This window comes from Stenotrophomonas sp. 85239_Sma, assembly GCF_056481725.1.
The window spans coordinates 3,947,794-3,972,755 of the sequence record NZ_CM151163.1; the positions used below are offsets into that span (position 1 = coordinate 3,947,794).

Here is a 24,962-nt window from a genome sequence, read left to right on the forward strand (position 1 = left end):
TTTTGCTTTTGATCTTCTTTTTCTTTTCCGTGGGTGGACGCGCCCGAAAACTGTCAGGGGGCGGGCGCGGTGGGTTCGCGGGACCGTTGGCGCCATGGATGGCGCCATCGAGCCCCCAAGGACGGGTTTACGGCGTGTCCCGCGAACCCACCGTGCCCGCCCCACACATGAGCCGCGTTACGCGACCACCCACGAGGGGCTGCGCCGTTGGCTGGAAACCCTATCCCCCGTGCACGGGCCGGTGCCCACGCACCGCCATCACCAGCCCGATGCCGGCCAACAGCGAGACCGCCGAGGTCCCGCCGTAACTGATCAGCGGCATCGGAATGCCCACCACCGGCAGCAGGCCGGAAATCATTCCACCGTTCACCAGCACGTAGACGAAGAACGCCAGCCCCAGGCTGCCGGCCAGCAACCGCGCATGGGTGTCGCGCGCATGCACTGCAATCCACAGGCAACGGCCGACCACGAACAGGTACAGCGCGAACAGCGTCACCACGCCAAGCCAGCCGAACTCTTCGGCCAGCACCGAAAATGCGAAGTCGGTGGTGTACTCGGGCAGGAAATCCAGCGTGGCCTGCGTGCCCTGACCCCAGCCACGCCCCTCCCAGCCACCGGAGCCGATCGCGATGCGCGACTGCAGGATGTTCCATCCCGTACCAAGCGGGTCCGCTGCCGGGTCGAGGAAGGTCAGTACGCGATCCTTCTGGTATTGCCGCAACAGGCCGAACCACGCCAGCGGTGCGGCCACCGACAGCCCCGCCGCGCCGGTGGCCACCCAGCCCCAGTGCAGTCCGGCCAGCAACAATGCGAACACGCCGCTGGCAGTCACCAATGTGGCGGTGCCGAGGTTGGGCTGCATCAGGATCAGCACCGCCGGCACGCCGATCAGCACTGCGGCCGTCAGCACCGTGCGCGGCGAAGGGGGCAGCGGTTGCCGGTGCAGGTACCACGCCATCATCAGCGGCAGGCTGAGCTTGAGCAGCTCGGACGGCTGCAGGTAGAACGCGCCCAGGTTGAGCCAGCGCTGCCCGTACTTTCCGGTGCCGATCACGTACACCGCCACCAGCGGCAGCATCGACAAGGCATACAACGCCGGTGTCCATGCGCGCAGGCGCAGCAGCGAAACACGCGACAGCAGCCACATGGCCAGCAGCCCACCGGCAAAGCGCGTCGCCTGCCCGGCCACTGGCCCGGACACGCTGTGCAGCACCGCCAGGCCCGCGCCCATCAGCATCAACAAGGCGACCAGCAACGGCAGATCGATCGTGCGCACCACCTCACGGCAGCCGCCAAGCAGTCGTTTCCATTCCACGAGCAGCACGCTAGCAACGGGCGCTTGCGTGAAGCTGTCATGGCGCCTGGACGCTACAGAAGCGCGCGGCCCGGGTTACCCGTAGCCGCCATGCACTGGATTGTGGCTGCGCACCGCCATTACCAGGCCGAAACCGGCCAGCAGCGATACCGCCGAGGTTCCGCCGTAGCTGATCAGCGGCATCGGCACGCCCACTACCGGCAGCAGGCCGGAGATCATCCCGCCGTTCACCAGCACGTAGACGAAGAACGCCAGGCCGGTGGCGCCGGCCAGCAGGCGCGAATAGGAATCGCGCGACTGGCTGGCAATCCACAGGCAGCGCCCGATCACCACCAGGTACAGCGCCAGCACGGTGGCCACACCGATCCAGCCGAATTCCTCGCTCAGCACCGAGAACGCGAAGTCGGTGGTCTGTTCGGGAATGAAGTTCAGGTGCGACTGCGAGCCCTCGCCCCAGCCCTTGCCGTCGAAGCCGCCGGAACCGATCGCGATCTTCGACTGGATGATGTTCCAGCCGGCCCCCAGCGCATCCATCTCCGGGTCCAGGAACATCATGATGCGGTCCTTCTGGTACGGCCGCAGCAGCCAGAACCAGGCCACCGGAGCGACCGCCGCGACGCCGCCCACGCCCAGACCGACCCACCACCATGGCAGGCCCGCCAGCAGAAGCACGAACACGCCACTGGCGGCGATCAGCACGCCGGTGCCAAAGTCCGGCTGCAGCATCACCAGGCCGGTGGGCACGCCGATGATGACCAGCGCGGTCAGCACGGTACTGAAGCGCGGTGGCAGCGGCATCTTGTGCAGGTACCAGGCCACCATCATCGGCAGGCTGACCTTCAACAGCTCGGCCGGCTGCAGGTAGAAGAATTTCAGGTCCAGCCACTGCCGGCCGTACTTGCCGGTGCCGAGCACGAACACCGCCAGCAACGGGATCATCGAGATCGCGTAGATCATCGGCGTGGCCGAGCGGATGCGCAGGATCGGTACCCGCGAGATGCCCCACAGCGCGGCCATGCCCACCGCGAAGCGCACGCCCTGGGCCATCACCAGGCCGTCGCCACCGGCGCTCTTCAAGGTGGCCAGGCCAATCACCATCAGCGCGCCCAGGGCGAGGCACAGCACCCAGTCCAGCGTGCTGAAGAAGCGGCGCAGCATGTCGCCGGCCCAGCGCAGGAACACTCTCATCGTGCGGGCTCCGCGGGGGTCGGGCGCGTCGTGGCCGGCAGCGCGGCGGCGGCCGGCGTTCCCGGCTGCGGTGCGGGCGAGGGTTCGGGCGCAGGCACGCCGACCAGCACCGGATGCTCACCCAGCTGCGCCGCGGCGAGGTCACCCGCCTGGCGCGCGCCCACATCTTCGTTGTCGAATGCAGTGGCGCCGATGGCGGTGGTGCCGCGCTCGCTGTCCAGCGGCTGCATGCCTTCGGGCATCTTGCCGAGCAGGTAGGCGTCGAACACCTTGCGGGCGATCGGCGCGGCCGCGGCGCCGCCGTAACCACCGCCCTCCACCGCGATCGCCAGCGCGATCACCGGCCGGTCCACCGGCGCAAAGCCAACGAACAGCGCGCGGTGGCGCAGGTGCATCGGCAAGCTCTTGGGATTCACCGCGGCGGTGCCCTTGCGGCTGATGACCTGCGCGGTTCCGGTCTTGCCGGCCATCGTGTACGGAGCGCCGGCCGCCATGCGTGCGGCACTGCCGCCAGGCAGCATGGTGGCCATCATGCCTTCGCGCACCGCCTGCAGGTTGTTCGGGTTCGGGCTGATCGGCTTGCTCTCGCCCGGGTCGGTCGCCACCCAGTCATGGTCGAACCCCGCACGCTGCTGGATCACCAGATGGGGCGTGCGCAGCTGCCCGTCGGCCAGTCCACTGACACCCCGCGCCAGCTGCAGCGGGGTGACCTTCCAGTCGCCCTGGCCGATGCTGATGTTGACCGTGTCGCCGGGGTACCAGGCTTCCTTGCGGCTCTTCCGCTTGTAGGCCGGCGAAGGCAGGATGCCGCCGATCTCGCCGGTCAGGTCGATCCCGGTCGGCTGGCCGAAGCCGTAATACTCCATGTAATGGTCGAAACGCTCGATGCCCAGGTCCAGCGCCAGCTTGTAGTAGTACGTGTTGACCGACTGCGCGATGGATTTGCGCAGGTCGGTCCAGCCATGGCCGCCGCGGTGCGAGTCACCCCAGCCGCGCGAAGTACCGGGCAGGTAGAACATGCCGGTGGAAAGCACTTTGTCTTCGGGCCGGCGCACGCCCGAATCGAGGCCGGCCAGTCCGATCAGCGGCTTCAACGTGGAACCGGGGGCGACGCCACCCAGCACCAAGCGGTTGAACTGCGGCCGCGAGGGATTGTCGTTCAGTGCCTTGAAGTCGGCATGCGAAATGCCGTTGACGAACAGATTGGGGTCATAGGATGGCAGGCTGACCATCGCCAGCACTTCGCCGGTACGCGGGTCCATCGCCACCGCCGAGCCTTCCTGGTCGCCGAAAGCGGCCACCATGGCGCGCTGCAGGTCGGCGTCGATCGACAGTCGCAGGTCGGCACCGGACTGCGCGGCGACGCGGCCGATGGTGCGGATCGCACGGCCCTGCACGTTGGTCTCGACCTGCTCGTAGCCGACCTTGCCGCGCAGCTGCTGCTCGTAATAGCGCTCCAGGCCGGACTTGCCGATGTGGGTCAGCGCGGCATTGCCTTCGCCGAGAATCTCCAGGTCCTTGTCATCGACGCGGCCGACGTAGCCGATGATGTGCGCGAACAGATCGCCATACGGGTAGCGGCGGGTCAGGTAGGGCTCCAGCTCGACGCCGGGGAAGCGCCAGCGATCAACCGCGAAGCGCGCCATCTCCTCGTCGCTCATGCGCAGCTTCAGCGTGACCGGCAGGAACTTGCGGCGCGCCTTGCGCGACTTGTTGAACGCTTCCAGCTCTTCCGGGCTGATGTTGATGATCTTCGCCAGCCCTTCCAGGGTGGCGTCCATGTCCTTGACCTTGTCCGGGGTCACGTCCAGGCGGAAGGCCGGCACGTTCTCGGCCAGAAGGCGGCCGTTGCGGTCGTAGATCATGCCGCGCCCGGGCACCACCGGCCGCGGCTTGATGCGGTTGGCTTCCGAGCGCGTGGCGTAGACGTCATGGTCCAGCACCTGCAGCTTGAAGTACCAGCCACCCAGGCCCAGCAGGCAGACCAGCACGCCCAGGAAGCCCAGCGCCGCGCGACGGCGGAACTGTTCGGCTTCGGCGTGCGGGTTCTTGACCTGGCGGCGCGGGATCATGGCTCAGCGCCCGCGCTTGCCGAATCGCACCGCGTCCAGCAGCACGAACACCAGCGGCCACAGGCCCATGCCCAGTAGCGGTGCCCACCAGTACGACCACGGCAGGGTGGGTTCACCCACCAGGATGTGCACCAGCGCGCTGACGATGCGGTCGTTGAACAGCAGGCCGCCGATGGCCAGCATCTGCTGCGACATCGGGAAGAAGCGGATGCGGGCGCGGAAGCGCTGCAGGATGAAGGCCAGCATCACCAGCCGCAGCGCCTGTTCGCCGAGCACGCCGCCGTACAGCAGGTCGGCAACCACGCCGCTGGCGAAGGCGATGCCCAGGCCGACGCGCTCGGGGGCTTCGATCACCCAGTACGCCAGCACCAGCGCCAGCCAGTACGGGCGCAACGGCTGCAGCAGCGCCGGCAACGGCAGCAGGCCCAGCAGCAGCGCCACCACCAGGCTGGCCGGCAGCACCCACGGATTGTCGCGCAGGCGGCTCATCGCTGGGCCTCCGGCTGCGGCTGGGTGGGTTGCGGTTGCAGGCCAGCGGCCGGCACTACCGTAGAGCCGGCTGGAGTGGAGCCCCCTTGTTGTTGAAGGGGGCGCGCCGACGGCGCGGGGTTAAGGGAGGATGCGGGGGCAACCGGCTTCGTCGAAGACGGAGCCGGTTGCCGGCCAGCGGCCGGCGCTACCGGAGCGCCGGCTGGGGGAGAGCCCCCCTCTTGTTGAGGGGGGCGCGCCGAAGGCGCGGGGGTAAGGGAGGATGCGCGGGCCGGTTGCGCCGAAGGTACGGTCGGCTCAAGGGGGCGCGCCGAAGGCGGGGGGTTAAGGGAGGGTGCGGGGGCCGGTTGCACCGAAGGTGCAGTCGGCTGCAATTCGCTGGCCGCAGGCAAGCGAATTGCAGCCCCCGGGCGCAGCAGCAGCACGTCGCGACCGCGGTCGAGCTGCGCCGCCGGCTTCAGTTCGCCGACCAGGAAGGCATGGGTATCGTCCGGGCGCAGGCCGGTGATGGTGCCGACCGGGAAGCCGGCCGGGAAACGCCCGCCGAGGCCGGAGGTGACGATCTCATCGCCCACTTCCACCCCGGCGCTGAGCGGGATGTCGCGCAGCTCCAGCGTGTCGCCGCGACCGTAGACGATCAGGCGCACGCCGTTGCGGGCCACGGTGACCGGCACCGCGTGGTCGGGGTCGGTCAGCAGCAGCACGGTGGAAGTGCCGCCGGTGACGCTGATCACCTGCCCCATCAAGCCGCCGGCATCGATCACCGCCTGGCCGACGTGCACGCCCTCGCGGGTACCTGCATCGAGCACCAGGCGTTGCTTCACCGGGTCCAGGTCGATATCCAGGATCGGCGCCAGCTGCACGTCCAGGCCACTGCGCTCGGCCACGTTCAGCAGTTCGCGCAGCTGGGCGTTGTCCAGCGCGGCGGTCTGCAGGCGGGTCAGGCGCGCGTTGGCCAGCAGCAACTGGTTGCGCAGTTCGCGGTTCTCGGTCACCAGCTGGGTGTGGCTGGCGGCGGAATCCTTCACCTGGTTGCCGAGTTTGCCGGGCAGGCCAGCCAGTGCCCATACCGGCTGCACCAGGCTGTTGGCCTGCTCGCGCAGGCGCGCCAGCCAGCCGGCCTGGTCGTCGAGCACGATCAGGGTGATGGCCAATGCGAGATAAGCCAGCAACCGCAAGGGGCTGGCGGCATCACCGGATCGGGAAGCGACGGGAGGACCGGCGTAGGGCGGCACGGCAACGATTCAACTGGCAGAAGGCGGAAGGGAAACACGCGGGCGCCCCGCCGGTGCCGGCCCGCCATCACAGCGGGCCGCACCCCGGAAGTGCGCGGCGGGCAGGAACGGCCGGGACGGCTTATTCCGGCGCAAAGAACTCGTTGCCGTGCATGTCCACCAGCTCCAGCGCACGACCGCCACCGCGGGCCACGCAGGTCAGCGGATCGTCGGCCACCTGCACGTGCAGGCCGGTTTCCTCGGAGATCAGGCGGTCCAGGTCACGCAGCAGGGCGCCGCCACCGGTCAGCACGATGCCGCGTTCGGCGACGTCGGCGCACAGCTCCGGCGGGGTCTGCTCCAGCGCCAGCTTGACCGCGCTGACGATGCCCGACAGCGGCTCGTGCAGGGCCTCGAGCACCTCGTTGGAGCTGATCTTGATCATCTTCGGCACGCCCTCGGCGAGGTTGCGGCCGGAGATTTCCATCTCGATCACTTCCGCCTGCGGGTAGGCGCAGCCCAGCTCGACCTTGATGCGTTCGGCGGTGGCTTCACCGATCAGCATGCCGTGGTTGCGGCGCACGTAGTTGGTGATCGACTCGTCGAAGCGGTCGCCGCCGATGCGGACCGAGGCCGAGTAGACGATGCCGTTGAGCGAGATCACCGCCACTTCGGTGGTGCCGCCGCCGATGTCGATGACCATCGAGCCACGGGCTTCGGTGACCGGCATGCCGGCGCCGATCGCAGCCGCCATCGGTTCTTCGATCAGGAACACGTCACGGGCACCGGCTTCCTCGGCCGATTCCTTGATCGCGCGGCGCTCGACCTGGGTCGAGCCGGCCGGCACGCAGACCAGCACGCGCGGGCTCGGGCGCAGCACGCGCGACTTGTGCACCTTCTTGATGAAATGCTTGAGCATCGCCTCGGTGTAGGTGAAGTCGGCGATGACGCCATCCTTCATCGGGCGGATGGTGGTGATGTGGCCCGGGGTACGGCCCAGCATCTGCTTGGCTTCGGCGCCCACGGCTGCCACCGAGCGGGTGCCACCGATGGCACGGTCCTGGCGCACGGCCACGACCGACGGCTCGTTCAGCACGATCCCCTGCCCGCGCACGTAGATGAGGGTGTTGGCCGTGCCCAGGTCGATGGACAGGTCATTGGAGAACATGCCACGGAGTTTCTTGAACATCTGAGGAAGGAGTCCTGAGGGGTGTCGTGCCCGCCGCGGGATGGCGAAAAAATGGGCAGAAATCGAGGCCGACAAGCCTAGCAACCCGCCTGCCGCCGAGCAAGGAAAAAACTAGCTGAACCCGCGTCTTCACAGGCTTTCGGCCTGATCGGGCCTCACCCGGTTCTGGCCCTGAGCGGCACCAGCGGGTAACCTTTGCGCCGTCGGGCGCCCAAGGGCGCCGTTTGCTTGCCCGCTGAACCGGGCCGGCCCACCCCAAAATTCACCGCATAGGCTTACATCGATGTCCGCTCTGATCTGTGGTTCTCTTGCCTTCGACACCATCATGGTGTTCCCGGACCAGTTCAAGAATCACATCCTGCCGGACAAGGTGCACATCCTGAACGTGTCTTTCCTGGTGCCGCGCATGCGCCGCGAGTTCGGCGGCTGCGCCGGCAACATCGCCTACAACCTGCACCTGCTGGGCGGCCAGCCGATCCCGATGGGCACCGTGGGTTCGGACTTCGGCCCGTACCGCGAATACTTCGATGGCCTGGGCATCGACCTGTCGCGCGTGCGCGTGATCGATGAGCTGTTCACCCCGCAGGCGTTCATCACCACCGACCACGACAACAACCAGATCACCGCCTTCCACCCGGGCGCGATGATGCGTTCCTACGAGAACCACGTGCGTGGCGTGCCGGGCGTGACCCTGGGCCTGGTCGGCCCTGACGGCCGCGAGGGCATGATCCAGAACGCGCAGGAATTCCACGAAGACGGCATCCCGTTCATCTTCGACCCGGGCCAGGCCATGCCGCTGTTCAACGGCCCGGAATTGCGCGCCTTCATCGACCAGGCCGACTACGTGGTGGTCAACGACTACGAGTCGAACCTGCTGCAGGAACGCACCGGCTGGGACGAGAAGGAGATCGTCAGCCGGGTGAAGGCCTACATCACCACCCGCGGCCCGAAGGGCGCGGTCATCCACACCCCGGAAAAGAGCTACGACATCCCGCCGGCGCACGAGCGCCGTGTGGTCGACCCGACCGGCTGTGGCGACGCTTTCCGCGCCGGCCTGATCTACGGCATCCAGAAGGGCTACGACTGGCTGACCATCGGCCGCATGGGCAACCTGATGGGCGCGCTGAAGGTCGAGCACCCGGGCACGCAGAACCAGCGCTTCACCTTTGATGAGTTCAACGAGCAGTTCAAGCAGCAGTTCGGTTACGCGCTGGGCGCGTAAACCGAACTGCCCGCGCATCTGCTCGGTGGGTGTCGACCTTGGTCGACACGCTGTGCTCTGGCAGGTGCCGACCCTGGTCGGCACTGCCGGCCAGCGGCCGGCACTACCCCCTGCGCTGCCAGGCGGCCAACAGGTCGCGGCAATCAGCGAAATGCCAGTCGGCGTGGTCCGGCCACGGGTTCTCCGGCAGGTTGACCAGCACGGTGTGGGTGCCCGCGGCGCGGCCGCACTCCAGGTCGTAGGCGTGGTCTCCGACCATCACCGCCTCCGCAGCCCCGATTCCCCAGCGACGAAGATGCTGCTGCAAGCCATCCGGCGACGGCTTGGGTACCGCCTCGTCGCGACCGATGATGTCGGCATCGTCGAACAACGCCCCGACCCCGATCGCATCCAGCGTCAGCTTCGCCAATGCATGATCGTTGCGGGTCAGGATGCCCAGCCGGCAACCAGCCTCCGCCAGCGCGCGCAGCAGCGCCACCGCGCCCGGCGCCGGGAGCGCGTCCTCGGCCAGCGCACGTTCGTGATCCAGCAACCACTCCCGCTTGGCCTGCGCCGGTGCGTCCGGCAGCGCTGCGATATGGTCGAGGATGTCTTCCTCGGCCGCGATCTGCAGCGCGCGGCGGATCGCGGCGAAATCATGCACGGCCACCGTCAGCGTGCCGTCCATGTCGAACACCCAGTGCCTGATCGCGGACAACGCGTGCACTGCGCTGCCCGTCGCGATCATCACTGCCACCACTGCGGCATGCGACTGGCGTCGACACCACCGGTTTCGAACACGGCCGTACGCGTGCCGCCGGCCTTGACCGGAAACTCGATGCTGATCGACTTGCCCTTGCGCGCCAGCTTCCACAGTGCCTTCTGGTCGGTGATGAACATCGCAATGGCTTCATCGGTCTTCGGCCGCCAGGCCGCCATCGACACCGGCTTGCCGTCGTCCACGGTCACTTTTACCGTGCACTGCGGGCAGCGGAAATCGCCGGCCTGCAGCACCAGGTAGGCGTGCCGCTTCCACTCCGGGTGATCGCGGAACACCAGCTGCACCGGCTTGGCGCCACTGCCATCCACGTCCACCCGTTCCTTGCTGTAGATCTGCGCCGAAACCTGGTTGCCCTTGCTGCCCACCGGGATCTGGTTGTACTGCCACAGCGCCTGCATGCGGCGCAGGTCGCGCGCGGCATCGCCCTTGGCCTTGACCTCGTCGAAGCCGGCAGCGATGCGCTCGGCGGCGGCGGTGTCCTTGTACTGGTCAAGCAGCGAGGCGCCGTGCAGGCGCGCACGTTCCCAGTCCTGTGCGGCCACGGCCATGTCGTACTGCTTGGCCACATCCTCGGCCTTGGCTTCCTTCTGCGCCTGCAAGGCAGCCGCGGCGGCTTCCTGCGCCTTGCGCTCTTCCTCGGGGTTGCTGCAGGCGGCCAGGGCCAGCGTGCAGGCGGTGAACAGGATCAGTCGTTTCATGGCGGAGGTCCTTTGCGAGTGCATCCCGATTCTATCGGCAGCGAAAAGCGGATACACCAACGGCGGGTTTCCCCGCCGTTGGTGGTGAAGCAGTGACCGGTTGCCGACCAGCGGCCGGCACTACCGCTTACTTGGCTTCAGCCTTGGCCAGCATGTCCTGGACCGAGGCGGTGGTGATCGGGTGATAGCCCGGCTTGGCCTTTTCAAAGGCCTGCTTGGCCAGCTCCAGTCCCTTCGGGGTCTTCACCAGTTCGGCGTAGATCGGCATGATCAGCTTGCGACGACCGACGCGCTCGATGAACGCGGCTGCGCCTTCATTGGCCTGCTCGTATCCACTGCGGATCGCCAACGGGTACCAGCGCATGGCGATCTCGCCATTCGGGGTGCCGGTGAAGTGGAAGGCCTTGTCCAGCGTGGCCAGCTTGTCCAGCGGCTGGGTGGCGCCCAGGCCGTCGATGAAGCGCACCCATTCCTGCGTGCTCCAGTCGGCGATGACCTGGCTGCTCGGCACGGTGCCGGCGCTGGCGAAGGCGATGCGCGCAGTATCGACGCTGCTGAAGTTGCGCGACTGCGCCTTGGCCGCGAACGCCGGAATGCCCGGCTCGTCCAGCCATGCCTTCAGTTCGGCCTCGGTCACTGCCGACGGATTCTTCGGCAGCAGGTTCTTCTTCATGTACTCGACGAACTGGTCGGTGTTCGCGCTCTGGAACGCGTGGTCATCGAACCAGCCGCGCAGGAACGGATCGAAGGTCTCGCGGCCGAAGCGCTGCTCGAGGAATTCCAGGAACCACGAACCCTTGACGTAGGCCACCTGGCTGAGGGCTTCGTCGGGGTCGCGCTCGTTCAGCGGCGGCAGCGCCAGCGCCTGGTCGGCCGGGCTCATGTCCTTCACTTCGGCCAGCAGGTCGGTCTGGTCGATCTGCTTCTCCATCTCGGCCATCTCCTTGCCGTACAGGGCTTCGGTGATGCGGCCCTGGACGTAGGTGGTGAAGCCTTCATTGAGCCAGATGTCCTTCCAGCTGGCGTTGGTCACCAGGTTGCCCGACCAGCTGTGCGCCAGTTCGTGGGCGACCAGCGAAACCAGCGACTTGTCGCCGACGATCACGGTCGGGGTGGCGAAGGTCAGGCGCGGGTTCTCCATGCCACCGAACGGGAACGAAGGCGGCAGCACCAGCATGTCGTAGCGGCCCCAGCGGTATTCGCCGTACAGCTTCTCGGCGGCACCGATCATCTTCTCGGTGTCTTCGAATTCCTTGGCGGCCTTGTTGACCATGGTCGGCTCGGCCCAGACGCCGGAGCGGCCGGAAATCGGCTCGAACACCAGGTCGCCGGCGGCGATGGCCAGCAGGTACGACGGAATCGGCTGCGGCATCTTGAAGGTGTAGTCACCGTCACGCGCGGCCTTCGGATCGTTGTCGGCGCTCATCAGCACCATCACGTCCGGTCGCGAGACCACGTGCGCACTGTAGGTGAAGCGCACGCTCGGGGTGTCCTGCAGCGGCACCCAGGAACGGGCGTGGATGGCCTGCGACTGGCTGAACATGAAGGGCAGCTTCTTGCCCTCGGTCATCGACGGCGCCAGCCACTGCAGGCCCGAGGCGGTCGGTGCGGTGTGGTAGGTCACTTCCACCTTGGCCGGCTGTTCCGGGGCCTCGATGGTCAGCTTGCTGCCGAACACCTTGTCGACCGGGGCCAGCTCGAACCTCAGCGCGCTGCGCGCGCCATCGGCGGCGACGGCCTCCACCTTGGACACGGTCAGCTCGCGGGTGTCGAGCACCAGCTGCTTGGCGTCCTTCTGCTTCCATTCCAGGGTGTAGGTGGCGGTACCGCCGATCTGCTTCTGGTCGAAGTCCAGCTTCAGATCCAGCGCGATGTCCTTGATGACGACCTTGTCCGGCTCGGCGTACGAGCTTTCGTCGTGGCTGCGGTTCTCGGCGTTCACGGGGGCGGCGGGGGCCTTTGCGGCAGTCGGGGCGGCGGCGGGCGCGGCCGCCTCCTGGGAGCAGCCGGCGGCCAGGGCCACGGCCAGCGGAAGGAGCATCAGCGGATCACGCATGAATCGGGACCGTTACGGGGATCAAACCCCAATGGTACCTCCCTCCGGCCCGGCAGGCGTTGCGCGGTGCGGGGTAATGGCGGGCGGGCCGATCCTGCGCCTCCGGCGCATGCCAACCAAGGTTGGCATCCACAGGTAGGTGCCAACCTTGGTTGGCACGGATCCATCAACGCTCGCGTCAAGCCGGTTCCGACCAAGGTCGGCACCCACCAGAGCAGATACCGGCAGCTGCTTTGCCGACCAAGGTTGGCACCCACCAGAGCAGGTACCGGGGTTTCCCCCGTCCAGGGCTTACAGCTTGTAGCCGGAGTGGATCGAAACGATGCCGCCGGTCAGGTTCTTGTAGTGGCAGCGCTCGAAACCGGCCTGTCCCATCATCGCCTTCAGCTCGTCCTGCGGCGGGTGCTTGCGGATGCTCTCGGCCAGGTACTGGTAGCTGTCCGAATCATTGGCGAACAGCTTGCCCAGCTTGGGCAGGATCTTGAACGAGTGGAAGTCGTAGATCGGCTTGAACCAGTCCGCAGTGACTTCTGAGAACTCCAGCACGCGGGCCTGGCCGCCGACCTTCAGCACGCGGTACATCTCGCGCAGGCCAGCGTCCTTGTCGGTGACATTGCGCAGGCCGAAGGCGATGGTGACCAGGTCGAAGCTGTTGTCCGGGAACGGCAGGGCTTCGGCGTTGCACTGCACGTAGTCCAGGCCGAGCACCAGGCCGCGGTTGGTCAGGCGGTCACGGCCGACCGACAGCATGCCGGCGTTGATGTCGCCCAGCACCACCGAGCCCTCGGCGCCGACGCGCTCCTTCAGCAGGGCGGCGATGTCGCCGGTGCCGCCGGCCAGGTCTAGCACGCGGTCGCCCGGCTTCACCTGCGCGGTCGCCACGTAGTAGCGCTTCCACGCCCGGTGCACGCCCAGGCTCATCAGGTCGTTCATCAGGTCGTAGTTGCGCGCGACCGAGGTGAACACCTGGCCGACCAGCTTCTGCTTGTCCTTGGCGGCGACGTCGCGGAACCCGAAATGGGTCGTACCGGCTTTGTAGGGGGATTCGCTCATGCCCCCGATTATCGCACCGCCGGGGGCCAGCGGCACCCCCTGCCCGTATCATGGCGGGCCACGACTTACCGGAGCCCCGCATGATCACCACGCCCGACTACCAGGCCCTGCTGCAGACCGCCATCGCCGAAGCCCGCCAGGGCCTGGCCGAAGGCGGCGTGCCGATCGGCGCGGCGCTGTACCACAACGATGGCCGCCTGCTCGGCTGCGGCCACAACCGCCGCGTGCAGGAAGGCGACCCGTCGGTGCACGGCGAAACCGACGCCTTCCGCAAGGCCGGGCGCCAGCGCCGTTACCAGGACACCATCATGGTCACCACCCTGGCCCCGTGCTGGTACTGCTCGGGCCTGGTGCGCCAGTTCAACATCGGCACCGTGGTGGTGGGCGAATCGCGCACCTTCCAGGGCGGCATCGACTGGCTGCGCGAAAACGGCGTCAACGTGATCGACCTGGACAGCCAGGAATGCGTGGACCTGCTGGGCGGCTTCATTGCGCAGCATCCGGAGATCTGGAACGAAGACATCGGTGAATGAACACCGCGCAGTGTCCTGTTGAACCCGCTTAATGAACGCTTCAGTGCCGGCCTGCCCTAGTGCCGGCAGCGTTTGCGGCCATTGCTGTGAACCCGCGCACAGTCAGCTGCGCTGCGTGCATACGCTGCGGTAACACCCCACCCGGCCGAGGCGCCTAGGGTGGGGTTACCGGGGCCTTCTCTCCCCCGGCGGAGCCAGCCATGTGCGCGCATGCCGTCCGCCCCACGCCCGACCCGATGCTTGATGCCATCCGCGAGCGCCTGCAGCAGCAGTACGCGCTGCACCAGCGCGGCGCGCTGTTCTGGACCGCCTACCAGGGCCTGCAGCTGGAACTGGTGCGTGGCCATCCGCTCGACCATGAGCGCCTGTGCAATGCGATGGCCAACATGGCCGAAGACCTCGGCGCGGTCCAGCATGCGCAGTTGATAGGCAATCGCAACGCCGGCTCCACATCTCGCTGACGCGGCATCCACTGCCTCATCGGCCACACTCGGATGAACCCCCACTCCCTTTCCACTCAACCGAACTGGATTGTCATGCACGCTGAAGTCCCCACCATTCCCCCGGTCATCAATGTTGACGCCGAACTTGACCACTGGCGCCGCCAGCATGCCGACGGCGCACTGCCGCACAACTCGTTCGGCTCCTACGTGCCGTGGATCAAGTTCGCCTGCGACTCGCTGATTACCCAGCCGCGCGCCAGCAATGCGCAGCGCGACGAGATGTTCCAGACCCAGTACGCACTGCAGATCATGCCGCGCCTGAGCGAAGCCCAGGCCCGCGAATTCGTCGACCGTTGCTGGCAGCACGTCTACCAGACCAGCCCGGTGCGCCTGCAGGACGCTCCGCGCCTGCGTGCCTGAGCTGCGGCGCGACGGCTGCACGGCCCCTGCACGAGCCACCGCCGATCATCCTCGTCACCTGAGTGGGACGACGACGATGAAAGCACGAAACCTGTTCAATACGATCGCCAAGAAGGCCGCGGCCGCCACCGGTTCGCCGTGGACCTTCCTGGCTGCGGTGGCGATCGTGGTGATCTGGGGCATCAGTGGTCCGGTGTTCGGTTTCAACGACACCTGGCAGCTGGTGATCAACACCGGTACCACCATCATCACCTTCCTGATGGTGTTCCTGATCCAGCACACGCAGAACGCGGATACCGCCGCAATGCAGATCAAGCTGGACGAGCTGATCCGCGCGACGGCCGAAGCCAACAACGAACTGTTGGATCTGGAAGAACTGGACGAGGAGCGGCTGGAAGAAATCCGCCGTGAGTACGAGCAGATGGCGCGCGAAGCCGGCGACGCACTGGCACGCGTTCGCGCCTGCCATGCCGCGCGCCGCGATGATGAAGCGGTGTAGCAGGCCCTGAAATGACAATGCCGGCCAGCGGCCGGCACTACCATCGATCATCAGGGTAGGTGCCAACCTTGGTTGGCACGGATGCGTCAGCGCAGGCGGCTGGCCCTGTGCCAACCAAGGTTGGCACCTACCAGAAGCTCTGCTTACCCGCGCTCGTGCCAGCCGCCGCCCAGCACCTTGTACAGGGTGATGCGGTTGGCCTGCTGGGCCAGCTGCGCCTGCAGCTGGGTCTGCTGCGCGTTGTAGGCGGTACGCCGCGCATCGAGCAGGGTCACGAAGCTGTCCAGCCCAGCGTCGTAGCGTGCCTGCGACAGGCGGTTGGCCTGTTCGGCCGCTTCCACCAGGCGCTGCTGTGAACTCACCTGCTCATCCAGGCTGACGTTCAACGCCAGTGCGTCGGCGGTTTCGCGGAAGCCCACCTGGATCGCCTTTTCGTACTGCGCGAGCGCGATGTCACGGTCTGCATTGGCGATGGCGAGGTTGGCGCGCAGCTTGCCGCCCTGGAAGATCGGCAGCGTGATCTTCGGCAGGAAGCTCCACACACGGGTGCCGCTGTCGAACAGATTGGACAGTTCGCTCGAGCCACTGCCGATGCTGCCGGTCAGCGAGATGCTCGGGAAGAAGGCGGCACGTGCCGCGCCGATGTTGGCGTTGGCCGCCAGCAGCTGGTGCTCGGCGGCCATGATGTCCGGGCGCTGCAGCAGCACGTCGCTGGGCAGGCCGGCTGGCGGCGGTGCGAGCGCCAGCAGCTGCGGTTCGATGCTGTCAGGCAGCAGCGCCGGATCCAGCTGGCCACCGGCCAGCAGCGCCAGCGCATTGCGGTCCTGGGCCAGCTGGCCACGCAGCCGGGCGGCATCGGTGCGCGCGGTCTCGACCAGGGTACGGGTCTGGGTCAGTTCCAGCCCCGAACTGCCGCCCCGTTCGTGGCGGGCCTCGGCCAGGCGCAGCGAATCCTCGTAGGTCTTCAGCGTCGCGTCGGCGATCTTCAGCCGCTGCGCATCAGCCCCGTAGGTCAACCACGCCGTGGCAGTCTCGGCAACCAGGCTCAACTGCGCGTTGCGACGGTTGGCGGCCACAGCAAAGTACTGCTGCAGTGCCGCCTCGCTGAGGTTGCGCACGCGACCGAACAGGTCGAGCTCGAACTCGGCCACGCCAACACCGGCGGTGAACTGCTCGGTGACACCGGCGTCGGTACCTCGGCGATCCATCTGGCCGGTGACGGCTACGCCCGGCACGCGATCGGCGCGCTGTACGCGATACTGGCCGCGCGCACGTTCAACATTGAGCACGGCCACGCGCAGGTCGCGGTTGTTCTGCAGCGACTGGTCGATCACCTGCTGCAAGCGTGCATCGGTGAAGAAGTCGCGCCAGCCGACGGCGGCAACATCGGCCACCTGGCCCTGCGTGGCCTCGGCCGGCCATTGCGCCGGAATGGCCGGAGCAACGGCGGTGTTCTTCGGCACCAGGGTGGAGCAGCCGGCCAGCGCGAGCGCAGCGGCAATGGAAACAGCAATGGAATGAAGCTTCATGGCAACACCTTGGGGGTCACGGTGGTAGCGCCGGGCCATGCCCGGCGGCTACGCGGTGAGACATCCGCCGGGCACGGCCCGGCGCGACCGGATTTCATCACTCGGCGGTCTTGCGCTTGAACACGCGCTGCACCACTACGAAGAACAGCGGTACGAAGAACACGCCGAGCACGGTGCCGACGATCATGCCGCCGAGCACGCCGGTGCCGATCGCCTGCTTTGCGCCGGAACCGGCACCAGTGGAGATCGCCAGCGGCACCACGCCCATGCCGAAGGCCAGCGAGGTCATCACGATCGGGCGCAGGCGGTCACGCACGGCGTGCATGATCGATTCGATCAGACCTGCACCCTTCTCCAGGTTTTCCTTGGCGAACTCGACGATCAGGATCGCGTTCTTGCTGGTCAGGCCCACCGTGGTCAGCATCGCCACCTGGAAGTAGATGTCGCGTTCCAGGCCCTTGAAGGTGTTGGCCAGCACCGCGCCGAGGATACCCAGCGGGGCCGCCAGCAGCACCGCGGTCGGCACGCTCCAGCTTTCGTACATCGCGGCCAGGCACAGGAACACGATCATCAGCGACAGCGTGTACAGCAGCGGCGTCTGCGAGCCGGCCTGTCGTTCCTGGTAGGACATCGCCGTCCACTCGATACCAAAGCCCGCCGGCAGTTGCTTGGCCAGCTGCTCGATCTCGGTCATGGCGTCACCGGAGGCGACACCCGGGGCCGGTTCGCCCTGGATTTCCATCGCCGACACGCCGTTGTAGCGTTCCAGGCGCGGCGAGCCGTAGTCCCAGTGCTTGGTGGCGAAGGCGCTGAACGGCACCATCTCACCCTTGTCGTTCTTCACCGACCAGAGATCGAAGTCCTCCGGCACCATGCGGAACGCCTGGTCGGCCTGCACGAACACACGCTTGACGCGGCCACGATCGACGAAGTCGTCGATGTACGAGCTGCCCCACGCGGCGGCCAGCGTGCCGTTGATCTGGTCGATCGACAGCCCCAGCGAAGTCGCCTTGGCCGCATCGATGTCGATGCGGAACTGCGGCGTGTCTTCCTGGCCATTCGGGCGCACGTTGGCCAGCTTCTTGCTGCCGGCAGCGAGGCCGAGCAGCTGGTTGCGCGCGGCCACCAGTGCCTCGTGGCCCTGGCCGCTGTTGTCCTTCAGGAAGAAGGTGTAGCCCGAAGCGGTACCCAGTTCCGGGATGGCCGGCGGCGGGAAGGCGAAGATGAAGGCATCCTTGATCTGGCCCAGGGCCGCCATGGCACGACCGGTGATCGGCATCACGCCGTTGTCGGCGTCACGCTCGCTCCAGTCCTTCAGCTTGACGAATGCCATGCCGGCGTTCTGGCCCATGCCGGCGAAGCTGAAGCCCTGCACCGAGAACACCGAGTCCACCGCGTCCTTCTCGTTCTGCAGGAAGTGGTTTTCCAGCGCCGCGATCGATTCCAGCGTACGTTCCTGGGTGGCACCGACCGGGGCCTGCACCAGCGCCATCAGCACGCCCTGGTCCTCGTTGGGCAGGAACGAGCTGGGCAGGCGCACGAACAGCACGCCCATCAGCACGAACAGCGCCGCCACGATGCCCATGAAGCGCCACGGACGGTGGATGATGCCGCGCACGCCGCGCTGGTAGCTTTCGCTGGTGCGGTCGAAGCCGCGGTTGAAGCCGTTGAAGAAACGACCGGCCAGGCCACGGTGGGCCACGTGGTGCTCACCCTTCTTCAGCGGCTTGAGCATGGTCGCGCACAGCGCCGGGGTCAGCACGATCGCCACCAGCACCGACAACGCCATCGCCGAGACGATCGTGGCCGAGAACTGGCGATAGATCACGCCGGTGGAGCCGCTCATGAAGGCCATCGGCACGAACACCGCCGACAGCACCAGGCCGATGCCCACCAGCGCACCGGTGATCTGGCCCATCGACTTGCGGGTGGCCTCCAGCGGCGACAGTCCTTCTTCGGACATGATGCGCTCGACGTTCTCCACCACCACGATGGCATCGTCCACCAGCAGGCCGATCGCCAGCACCATCGCGAACATGGTCAGCATGTTCACCGAGAAGCCCAGCATCGCCAGCACGCCGAAGGTACCCAGCAGCACCACCGGCACGGCGATGGTCGGGATCAGGGTGGCGCGGAAGTTCTGCAGGAACAGGTACATCACCACGAACACCAGCACGATCGCTTCGATCAGGGTCTGCACCACGCCCTTGATCGACACGCGCACGAACGGGGTGGTGTCGTACGGGATCTCGGCCTTCAGGCCGGCCGGGAAGAAGCCCTTCATGTCCTGCAGCGCGGCATCCACGCCGGCCGCAGTGTCCAGCGCGTTGGCGCCGGTAGCCAGGGTGACCGCCAGGCCGCTGGCCGGCTGGCCGTTGTAGCGGGTGACAAAGTCGTAGGACTCGGCACCCAGTTCGACGCGGGCAACATCACCCAGGCGCAGCTCGGCACCATCCTGCGCGCCGCGCACGATGATGTTGCGGAACTGTTCCGGGGTCTGCAGGCGCGACTGCGCATTGATGGTGGCGTTGAGCTGCTGGCCCTTCACCGACGGCGCGCCGCCGAGCTGGCCGATCGCCACCTGTGCGTTCTGCGCCTTGACCGCGGCGGTCACTTCCGCAACGGACAGGCCGTAGGTGTGCAGCTTGTTCGGGTCCAGCCAGATACGCATGGCGTACTTGCCACCGAACACCTGGATGTTGCCTACGCCCGGCACGCGGCTCAGACGGTCGACGACATTGGAACCGACGTAGTCGGCGATGTCGTTGGCGTCCATGCTGCCGTCCTCGGACACGAACGCGATGACGTTCAGGAAGCCCGAGCTGGACTTGGCCACGTTGATGCCCTGGCGCTGCACTTCCTGCGGCAGCAGCGGCATGGCCAGCTGCAGCTTGTTCTGCACCTGCACCTGGGCGATGTCCGGGTTGGTGCCGCTCTCGAAGGTCAGGGTGATGGTGGCCTGGCCGTTGGACGAGCTGTTGGAGGAGAAGTAGATCAGGCCATCAAGGCCCTTCATGTTCTGCTCGATGATCTGCGTCACCGAGTCCTCGACCACCTTGGCCGATGCACCCGGGTAGGTGGCGCTGATTTCCACCGCCGGCGGCGCGACGTTGGGATACATCGAGACCGGCAGCTTGAACAGGGCCAGGCCGCCGGCGAGCATGATGATGATGGCGATCACCCATGCAAAGATGGGTCGATCGATGAAAAAGCGTGCCATGGGGTTCTCCGCTTACTTCGCGTCGCCGGCCGGGGCGGCAGGCTGGGCGGTGGCCGCCGGCTTGGCCGGAGCAGCGCCCTTCTCGGTGGCCTTGACCGGCATGCCGGGGCCGATCTTCTGCAGGCCTTCGACAATGACCTTGTCGCCGGCCTTCAGGCCATCCTCGACCAGCCACTTGTCGCCGACCGTGCGGCTGACCTTGACCGGGCGCACTTCGACCTTGTTGTCCTTGCCGACCACCATCGCCGTGGTGTCGCCCTTCGGATCGCGGGCGATGCCCTGCATCGGCACCAGCACCGCATCGCTGCGCACGCCGCCACCGATCACCGCGCGCACGTACGTGCCCGGCATCAGCAGGCCGTCCGGATTGTCCACCTTCACGCGCAGGCCGAAGCTGCCGGTGGCCGGGTCGACGCTGACTTCGGAGAATTCCAGCGTGCCCTTGTGTTCGAAGGTGCTGCCGTCTTCCATCAGGATGCTGACCGGCAGCGCCTGGTTGTCCTGCAGGCGGCCCGCGGCCAGCTCACGGCGCAGCTGCAGCAGCTCGGCCGAGGACTGGGTCAGGTCGACATAGATCGGGTCCAGCTGCTGCACGGTGGCCAGTGCGTTAGCCTGGCCGGCGCTGACCAGCGCACCCTGGGTGACGCTGGACTTGCCGATGCGGCCACTGATAGGGGCGGTGATGCGGGCGTAGCCCAGGGTGACGTTGGCCGCATCCAGCGAGGCCTTGGCGGCGCCGACGTCTGCCTCGGCCTGCTTCTGCGCGGCCACGGCGTTTTCCAGGTCCTGCTGGCTGACCGCATCGACCTTGGCCAGCTCGGTGATGCGCTTGGCGCTCAGGCGCGCGGCGTTGGCGGTGGCCTCGGCCCGCGCCAGCTGGGCACGGGCACTGTTGGCCTGCGCGCGGTAGCTGGCGTCCTCGATCTGGTACAGCGGCTCGCCGGCCTTGACCATGCCACCCTCGGTGAACAGGCGCTTGGCGACGATGCCGTTGACCTGCGGACGCACTTCGGCGACCAGGAAGGCGTTGGTACGGCCCGGCAGCTCGCGGGTCAGGCCCACGGTCTCGGACTTCAGCGTGACCACGGTGACCTCACCCGGGCCCTGCTCGGGGGCCTGGGGTTGGCCGCCACAGGCAGCCACGGTCGCGGCGATCGCCAGCGACAGTGCAAAGGGTCGGATTCGGCTCAGCAACATGACGGAAAGGCTCTTGGAGGAAGGAATCTCAGAGAGCGCCGATACGACGAGGCTTCCCGTTGTTCCGGTGAAAGCCCCGCAGATCGCGCCCACCCGGGCGGAGCGGGAGCCGGACCGGCCTGCCACGCACACGACGGGAATGATGGGTGCGAAATATACATACATGCTTGTTTGTTTGTAAACCGGTACAATTCAGCCACGTTTCACCCGCACTCGTACCCACACCCATGGCCCGCAAGACCAAAGAGGACACCCAGGCAACCCGGGAAGGCATCCTTGACGCCGCCGAAGCCTGCTTCCATGAACACGGCGTGGCCCGTACCACGCTGGAAATGATCGGTGCCCGCGCCGGCTATACCCGTGGCGCGGTCTACTGGCATTTCAAGAACAAGAGCGAGGTGCTGGCCGCGATCGTCGAGCGCGTGCACCTGCCCTTCATGCAGGAACTGGAGCGTACCTCCACCGAGCAGCGCGATACCCCGGTGCACGACCTGCGCGCGGTGATGATCCACTCGTTCATCGAGCTGTCCGAGGACGAGCGCCTGCGCAAGACCATGGAGATCATGCTGCGCAGCGATGCCTCGGCTGACACCAAGGTGCTGACCGAAATGCAGCAGGCCGGTTTCCGCGATGCGCTGGACCGGATGGAGCGCGCCCTGCGCCGTGCCCGCGATCTGGGCCAGCTGCGCGAGGGTGCCGACCCGAAGATCGCCGCGCGCATGCTGCATGCCACCGTGCTGGGCGTGCTGCACGGCGCGATGGTCGAACCGGAACTGATGGACCTCAAGCGCGACGGCATGCTCGCGCTGGACATGACCCTGGCCGCCTACGTGAAGGAAGGCGTATTCGTGCCCGGAACGGTGCCCGAGCCGTTGCCGGAAGCGTGAGCGGCATTGCTGCCGCCACCGCGGCACTGCACGATCTCTACCTGCCCGCAGGGCTGCAGTTGACCGGACCGATCGTGGCGGAAGCGGAAAGCACAGAGTACGGTGCCTGCCGCTTTGCCCTTGAGGGTCACAGCATCGTGTTCCGCGTCGCGAAGATCACCCCCACCAAGACCGGCCAGTTCGTAACCCTGTGGAAACGCCCCGCCCCCGGTGCTGATATCGCTCCACTGGATGCAGCCGATGCTGTGCAGTTCGTGGTGATCGCGGTCTTCGACGGAACACAGCGCGGGCAGTTCATCTTCAGCCGCGACCTGCTGATCGAGCACGGCGTGATGTCGCGCGATGGCAAGGGCGGAAAGCGCGCCCTCCGTGTCTATCTGCCGTGGAGCACGCCGACGGCAAAGGACGCGATCCGGACCCGGCAGTGGCAGCTGCGTTGCTTCCTGCCCACCGGTGCCGATATCTCCGCCTCCGCCGGTGATCGATTACGCTCACTGCTGGGTTGAACCCGGCGGACCTTTCCTTCTCTGGACGCATCGTGATGATCCTGGACAACGTGGTGTGGGGCTTCATCGGCTGCGGCAGCGTCACCGAGAAGAAGAGTGGCCCCGCCCTGGCCAGCACGCCCGGCTCACGGGTGGCAGCGGTCATGCGCCGCACTGCCGCATTGGCCGAGGACTACGCACGGCGCCACGCGATTCCCCGCTGGTACGCGGACGCCGATGCACTCATCGCCGACCCGGAAGTGAACGCGGTGTACGTCGCAACACCGCCCTCCACGCACATGCACTACGCATTGCAGGCGATTGCCGCGGGCAAGCCGGTCTACATCGAAAAGCCGATGGCCATGGACCACGGCGAGTGCCAGCGCATCATTGAAGCCAGCGCCCGCAGCGGCGTGCCGGTGTTCGTGGCCTACTACCGCCGCGCCCTGCCCCGCTTCGCACAGGTGAAGCAGCTGCTGGACAGCGGCGCGATCGGCACGCCGCGCAGCGTGCGCGCGACCCTGCATCGGCCGCATTCGGCGAACGCTGCATCGCCGGACTTCTGGCGGACGAATCCGGCCATCGCCGGCGGCGGGCTGTTCGTCGACCTGGGCTCGCATACCCTGGACCTGCTCGACCATCTGCTGGGACCGCTGAGCGATGTGCGTGGCCTGGCCAGTTCGTTGACCGGCGCCTACGCCGCCGAGGACAGCGTCTCGATGTGCTTCCGCACCGGGACGGGTGCGCACGGCATCGCGCAGTGGAGCTTCTGCGCGTTCCGCCGCCAGGATGAGATCGAGATCACCGGCGACCGCGGGCAGCTGCGCTTTGCCACCTTCGAGGATGTTCCGGTGGTACTGGAAACCGAAGCCGGCGTGCAGAGGTTCGACATCCCCAACCCGCCATCGATCCAGCAGCCGTTGATCGCGACCCTGGTGGATGAGTTGCGCGGCAGCGGCCACTCGCCGTCGAATGGCGTCAGCGCCGCCCGCACCAGTGCGGTGATGGATCAGGTACTGCAGGCCTACCGCACCCGGCACACGCGCTGACGGCACAAAAAAAGGCCGCCTTGCGGCGGCCTCGATCTTTGCAGAGCCGGGGATTACAGGATGTAGCGGCTCAGGTCAGGATCCTGCACCAGCTCACCCAGGTGCGCATCGACGTAGGCACTGTCGATGGCCAGGGTTTCGCCATCGCGGTCCGGTGCCTCGTAGCTGAGCGAATCCAGCAGGCGCTCCAGCACCGTGTGCAGGCGGCGCGCACCAATGTTCTCCTGGCGCTCGTTCACCTGGAAGGCGATCTCGGCCAAGCGCTCGATGGCATCGGCGGTGAAGCTGACCTTGACGCCCTCGGTGGCCAACAGCGCTTCGTACTGCTTGGTCAGCGCAGCCTTCGGCTCGGTCAGGATACGCACGAAATCGTTCTTGCTCAGCGCACCCAGTTCCACGCGGATCGGGAAGCGGCCCTGCAGCTCCGGGATCAGGTCGCTGGGCTTGGCCAGGTGGAACGCGCCGGAGGCAATGAACAGGATGTGGTCGGTCTTGATCGTGCCGTACTTGGTCGACACGTTGGAGCCTTCCACCAACGGCAGCAGGTCGCGCTGCACGCCTTCGCGCGACACGTCGCCCCCCCCCACGTTGTCACCACGCTTGGCGACCTTGTCGATCTCGTCGATGAAGACGATGCCGTGCTGCTCGCAGGCTTCGATCGCCGCAGTGCGGATATCGTCCTCGTTGACCAGCTTGCCGGCTTCCTCCTCGATCAGCAGCGGACGCGCGGCCTTGATGGTCAGCGTTCGCTTATGCGCCTTGGCGCCGCCGCCGAGGTTGGCGAACATCGACTTCAGCTGCTGGCCCATTTCCTCCATGCCCGGCGGGGTCATGATGTCCATGCTGACGTTGGCGGCCAGGTCGAGCTCGATCTCGCGCTCGTCCAGCTCGCCATTGCGCAGCATCTTGCGGAACTTGATGCGGGTCTCGTTGTCCTGCGCCGACGGTTCGTTGCGGGCGACCTCCGGATCGAACCCGATGCCACCGCTGCGACGCGGCAGCAGCGCATCGAGGATGCGGTCTTCGGCACGCTCTTCGGCCTGGGTCCGCACGCGCACCTTGGCCTGTTCGCGGTACAGCTTGACCGCGGTATCGGCCAGGTCGCGGATGATCTGCTCGACGTCCTTGCCGACATAGCCCACTTCGGTGAAGCGGGTGGCTTCGACCTTCACGAACGGTGCGTTGGCCAGGGTGGCCAGGCGACGCGCGATCTCGGTCTTGCCGACGCCGGTCGGGCCGATCATCAGGATGTTCTTCGGCATCACTTCATTGCGCAGCTCGGGCATCAGCTGCATGCGGCGCCAGCGGTTGCGCAGGGCGATGGCCACGGCGCGCTTGGCGTCGTGCTGGCCGACGATGTGCCGATCCAGTTCCTGCACGATCTCGCGCGGGGTCATGGTGGCGGAGGAAACTTCGATCTTCGACATGGATGTGCTCACGGATT

The 24,962-nt window shown here is 66.9% G+C and carries 22 protein-coding genes; 8 read left to right on the top strand and 14 right to left on the bottom strand.

Annotation, left to right across the window (positions count from 1 at the left end):
- Positions 1 to 220 precede the first annotated feature (220 nt).
- The 6 genes from rodA (ACYKG1_RS18285) to ACYKG1_RS18310 all read right to left on the bottom strand — a co-directional run bounded on the left by rodA (ACYKG1_RS18285) (position 221) and on the right by ACYKG1_RS18310 (position 7,467).
- Positions 221 to 1,315 (bottom strand): rod shape-determining protein RodA, encoded by a 1,095-nt coding sequence (gene rodA / locus ACYKG1_RS18285; protein ID WP_478472772.1) that lies wholly within the window; start codon positions 1,313 to 1,315, stop codon positions 221 to 223.
- 75 nt (positions 1,316 to 1,390) lie between these two features.
- Positions 1,391 to 2,503, bottom strand: coding sequence for a rod shape-determining protein RodA (rodA, locus tag ACYKG1_RS18290; protein WP_100473946.1), 1,113 nt, complete (start codon positions 2,501 to 2,503; stop codon positions 1,391 to 1,393).
- Positions 2,500 to 4,575: a penicillin-binding protein 2 gene (mrdA, locus tag ACYKG1_RS18295; RefSeq protein ID WP_478471070.1), complete on the bottom strand. Its 2,076-nt coding sequence runs from the start codon at positions 4,573 to 4,575 to the stop codon at positions 2,500 to 2,502. Before mrdA ends, rodA (ACYKG1_RS18290) begins: the two co-directional genes overlap by 4 nt.
- Before the next feature lie 3 nt (positions 4,576 to 4,578).
- Positions 4,579 to 5,064 carry a rod shape-determining protein MreD gene (gene mreD, locus ACYKG1_RS18300; protein ID WP_049470244.1) on the bottom strand — a complete coding sequence of 162 codons (486 nt, stop codon included), beginning with the start codon at positions 5,062 to 5,064 and terminating at the stop codon, positions 4,579 to 4,581.
- Positions 5,061 to 6,299 carry a rod shape-determining protein MreC gene (gene mreC / locus ACYKG1_RS18305; protein WP_478471071.1) on the bottom strand — a complete coding sequence of 413 codons (1,239 nt, stop codon included), beginning with the start codon at positions 6,297 to 6,299 and terminating at the stop codon, positions 5,061 to 5,063. The genes mreD and mreC overlap by 4 nt, the downstream gene beginning before the upstream one ends.
- A 121-nt stretch (positions 6,300 to 6,420) precedes the next feature.
- Positions 6,421 to 7,467: a rod shape-determining protein gene (locus ACYKG1_RS18310; protein ID WP_005419402.1), complete on the bottom strand. Its 1,047-nt coding sequence runs from the start codon at positions 7,465 to 7,467 to the stop codon at positions 6,421 to 6,423.
- A gap of 283 nt (positions 7,468 to 7,750) precedes the next feature.
- Between ACYKG1_RS18310 and ACYKG1_RS18315 the strand changes: the two genes are divergently transcribed.
- Positions 7,751 to 8,689 carry a carbohydrate kinase family protein gene (locus ACYKG1_RS18315; RefSeq protein ID WP_049463230.1) on the top strand — a complete coding sequence of 313 codons (939 nt, stop codon included), beginning with the start codon at positions 7,751 to 7,753 and terminating at the stop codon, positions 8,687 to 8,689.
- A gap of 103 nt (positions 8,690 to 8,792) precedes the next feature.
- On the opposite strand, the gene ACYKG1_RS18320 is transcribed toward ACYKG1_RS18315, so the two are convergent.
- The 4 genes from ACYKG1_RS18320 to ubiE form a co-directional block, all read right to left on the bottom strand.
- The gene (locus ACYKG1_RS18320) at positions 8,793 to 9,416 is read right to left on the bottom strand and encodes an HAD family hydrolase (protein WP_100473949.1); all 624 of its coding nucleotides are present in this window, start codon (positions 9,414 to 9,416) and stop codon (positions 8,793 to 8,795) included.
- Positions 9,416 to 10,147 carry a hypothetical protein gene (locus tag ACYKG1_RS18325; RefSeq protein ID WP_478471072.1) on the bottom strand — a complete coding sequence of 244 codons (732 nt, stop codon included), beginning with the start codon at positions 10,145 to 10,147 and terminating at the stop codon, positions 9,416 to 9,418. The genes ACYKG1_RS18320 and ACYKG1_RS18325 overlap by 1 nt, the downstream gene beginning before the upstream one ends.
- A gap of 127 nt (positions 10,148 to 10,274) precedes the next feature.
- Positions 10,275 to 12,203 carry a M1 family metallopeptidase gene (locus ACYKG1_RS18330; RefSeq protein WP_478471073.1) on the bottom strand — a complete coding sequence of 643 codons (1,929 nt, stop codon included), beginning with the start codon at positions 12,201 to 12,203 and terminating at the stop codon, positions 10,275 to 10,277.
- Positions 12,204 to 12,494: 291 nt separating this feature from the next.
- Positions 12,495 to 13,256, bottom strand: coding sequence for a bifunctional demethylmenaquinone methyltransferase/2-methoxy-6-polyprenyl-1,4-benzoquinol methylase UbiE (gene ubiE, locus ACYKG1_RS18335; protein ID WP_005411082.1), 762 nt, complete (start codon positions 13,254 to 13,256; stop codon positions 12,495 to 12,497).
- Positions 13,257 to 13,336: 80 nt separating this feature from the next.
- On the opposite strand from ubiE, the gene ACYKG1_RS18340 reads away from it, so the two are divergent.
- The 4 genes from ACYKG1_RS18340 to ACYKG1_RS18355 all read left to right on the top strand — a co-directional run bounded on the left by ACYKG1_RS18340 (position 13,337) and on the right by ACYKG1_RS18355 (position 15,151).
- Positions 13,337 to 13,789, top strand: coding sequence for a nucleoside deaminase (locus tag ACYKG1_RS18340; RefSeq protein WP_005411083.1), 453 nt, complete (start codon positions 13,337 to 13,339; stop codon positions 13,787 to 13,789).
- Between the two features lie 200 nt (positions 13,790 to 13,989).
- Complete coding sequence (locus tag ACYKG1_RS18345; RefSeq protein WP_106469156.1) at positions 13,990 to 14,250, top strand: hypothetical protein; 261 nt, start codon at positions 13,990 to 13,992, stop codon at positions 14,248 to 14,250.
- Between the two features lie 75 nt (positions 14,251 to 14,325).
- Positions 14,326 to 14,652, top strand: coding sequence for a hypothetical protein (locus ACYKG1_RS18350; protein WP_014038526.1), 327 nt, complete (start codon positions 14,326 to 14,328; stop codon positions 14,650 to 14,652).
- A 76-nt stretch (positions 14,653 to 14,728) separates the two neighbouring features.
- The gene (locus ACYKG1_RS18355) at positions 14,729 to 15,151 is read left to right on the top strand and encodes a low affinity iron permease family protein (protein ID WP_032129005.1); all 423 of its coding nucleotides are present in this window, start codon (positions 14,729 to 14,731) and stop codon (positions 15,149 to 15,151) included.
- Between the two features lie 143 nt (positions 15,152 to 15,294).
- Here the strand turns inward: ACYKG1_RS18355 and smeF are convergent, their stop codons facing one another.
- The 3 genes from smeF to smeD all read right to left on the bottom strand — a co-directional run bounded on the left by smeF (position 15,295) and on the right by smeD (position 21,097).
- Positions 15,295 to 16,680 carry a multidrug efflux RND transporter outer membrane subunit SmeF gene (gene smeF / locus ACYKG1_RS18360; RefSeq protein ID WP_262227746.1) on the bottom strand — a complete coding sequence of 462 codons (1,386 nt, stop codon included), beginning with the start codon at positions 16,678 to 16,680 and terminating at the stop codon, positions 15,295 to 15,297.
- A 97-nt stretch (positions 16,681 to 16,777) separates the two neighbouring features.
- Positions 16,778 to 19,900 carry a multidrug efflux RND transporter permease subunit SmeE gene (smeE, locus tag ACYKG1_RS18365; RefSeq protein ID WP_262083641.1) on the bottom strand — a complete coding sequence of 1,041 codons (3,123 nt, stop codon included), beginning with the start codon at positions 19,898 to 19,900 and terminating at the stop codon, positions 16,778 to 16,780.
- Positions 19,901 to 19,912: 12 nt separating this feature from the next.
- Positions 19,913 to 21,097 carry a multidrug efflux RND transporter periplasmic adaptor subunit SmeD gene (gene smeD / locus ACYKG1_RS18370; RefSeq protein ID WP_262083640.1) on the bottom strand — a complete coding sequence of 395 codons (1,185 nt, stop codon included), beginning with the start codon at positions 21,095 to 21,097 and terminating at the stop codon, positions 19,913 to 19,915.
- Between the two features lie 227 nt (positions 21,098 to 21,324).
- On the opposite strand from smeD, the gene smeT reads away from it, so the two are divergent.
- The 3 genes from smeT to ACYKG1_RS18385 are packed head-to-tail and all read left to right on the top strand — an operon-like array spanning position 21,325 to position 23,518.
- Positions 21,325 to 21,984, top strand: a complete 660-nt coding sequence (gene smeT / locus ACYKG1_RS18375; protein ID WP_100473956.1) for an efflux transporter SmeDEF transcriptional repressor SmeT — start codon at positions 21,325 to 21,327, stop codon at positions 21,982 to 21,984.
- On the top strand, positions 21,981 to 22,490 hold the full coding sequence (locus ACYKG1_RS18380) for a MepB family protein (protein ID WP_478471074.1): 510 nt from the start codon (positions 21,981 to 21,983) through the stop codon (positions 22,488 to 22,490). Before smeT ends, ACYKG1_RS18380 begins: the two co-directional genes overlap by 4 nt.
- Before the next feature lie 35 nt (positions 22,491 to 22,525).
- The gene (locus ACYKG1_RS18385) at positions 22,526 to 23,518 is read left to right on the top strand and encodes a Gfo/Idh/MocA family protein (protein ID WP_478471075.1); all 993 of its coding nucleotides are present in this window, start codon (positions 22,526 to 22,528) and stop codon (positions 23,516 to 23,518) included.
- A gap of 53 nt (positions 23,519 to 23,571) precedes the next feature.
- Here the strand turns inward: ACYKG1_RS18385 and hslU are convergent, their stop codons facing one another.
- Complete coding sequence (gene hslU, locus ACYKG1_RS18390; protein WP_478471076.1) at positions 23,572 to 24,945, bottom strand: ATP-dependent protease ATPase subunit HslU; 1,374 nt, start codon at positions 24,943 to 24,945, stop codon at positions 23,572 to 23,574.
- Positions 24,946 to 24,962 lie beyond the last annotated feature (17 nt).

Excerpts from the sequence above, each read along its gene's own strand:
- rodA (WP_100473946.1), bottom strand. The coding sequence starts at position 2,503 with ATGAGAGTGTTCCTGCGCTGGGCCGGCGACATGCTGCGCCGCTTCTTC.
- mrdA (WP_478471070.1), bottom strand. The coding sequence starts at position 4,575 with ATGATCCCGCGCCGCCAGGTCAAGAACCCGCACGCCGAAGCCGAACAG.
- mreD (WP_049470244.1), bottom strand. The coding sequence starts at position 5,064 with ATGAGCCGCCTGCGCGACAATCCGTGGGTGCTGCCGGCCAGCCTGGTG.
- ACYKG1_RS18310 (WP_005419402.1), bottom strand. The coding sequence starts at position 7,467 with ATGTTCAAGAAACTCCGTGGCATGTTCTCCAATGACCTGTCCATCGAC.
- ACYKG1_RS18315 (WP_049463230.1), top strand. The coding sequence starts at position 7,751 with ATGTCCGCTCTGATCTGTGGTTCTCTTGCCTTCGACACCATCATGGTG.
- ACYKG1_RS18320 (WP_100473949.1), bottom strand. The coding sequence starts at position 9,416 with ATGATCGCGACGGGCAGCGCAGTGCACGCGTTGTCCGCGATCAGGCAC.
- ACYKG1_RS18325 (WP_478471072.1), bottom strand. The coding sequence starts at position 10,147 with ATGAAACGACTGATCCTGTTCACCGCCTGCACGCTGGCCCTGGCCGCC.
- ACYKG1_RS18330 (WP_478471073.1), bottom strand. The coding sequence starts at position 12,203 with ATGCGTGATCCGCTGATGCTCCTTCCGCTGGCCGTGGCCCTGGCCGCC.
- ubiE (WP_005411082.1), bottom strand. The coding sequence starts at position 13,256 with ATGAGCGAATCCCCCTACAAAGCCGGTACGACCCATTTCGGGTTCCGC.
- ACYKG1_RS18340 (WP_005411083.1), top strand. The coding sequence starts at position 13,337 with ATGATCACCACGCCCGACTACCAGGCCCTGCTGCAGACCGCCATCGCC.
- ACYKG1_RS18345 (WP_106469156.1), top strand. The coding sequence starts at position 13,990 with ATGTGCGCGCATGCCGTCCGCCCCACGCCCGACCCGATGCTTGATGCC.
- ACYKG1_RS18350 (WP_014038526.1), top strand. The coding sequence starts at position 14,326 with ATGCACGCTGAAGTCCCCACCATTCCCCCGGTCATCAATGTTGACGCC.
- ACYKG1_RS18355 (WP_032129005.1), top strand. The coding sequence starts at position 14,729 with ATGAAAGCACGAAACCTGTTCAATACGATCGCCAAGAAGGCCGCGGCC.
- smeF (WP_262227746.1), bottom strand. The coding sequence starts at position 16,680 with ATGAAGCTTCATTCCATTGCTGTTTCCATTGCCGCTGCGCTCGCGCTG.
- smeE (WP_262083641.1), bottom strand. The coding sequence starts at position 19,900 with ATGGCACGCTTTTTCATCGATCGACCCATCTTTGCATGGGTGATCGCC.
- smeD (WP_262083640.1), bottom strand. The coding sequence starts at position 21,097 with ATGTTGCTGAGCCGAATCCGACCCTTTGCACTGTCGCTGGCGATCGCC.
- smeT (WP_100473956.1), top strand. The coding sequence starts at position 21,325 with ATGGCCCGCAAGACCAAAGAGGACACCCAGGCAACCCGGGAAGGCATC.
- ACYKG1_RS18385 (WP_478471075.1), top strand. The coding sequence starts at position 22,526 with ATGATCCTGGACAACGTGGTGTGGGGCTTCATCGGCTGCGGCAGCGTC.
- hslU (WP_478471076.1), bottom strand. The coding sequence starts at position 24,945 with ATGTCGAAGATCGAAGTTTCCTCCGCCACCATGACCCCGCGCGAGATC.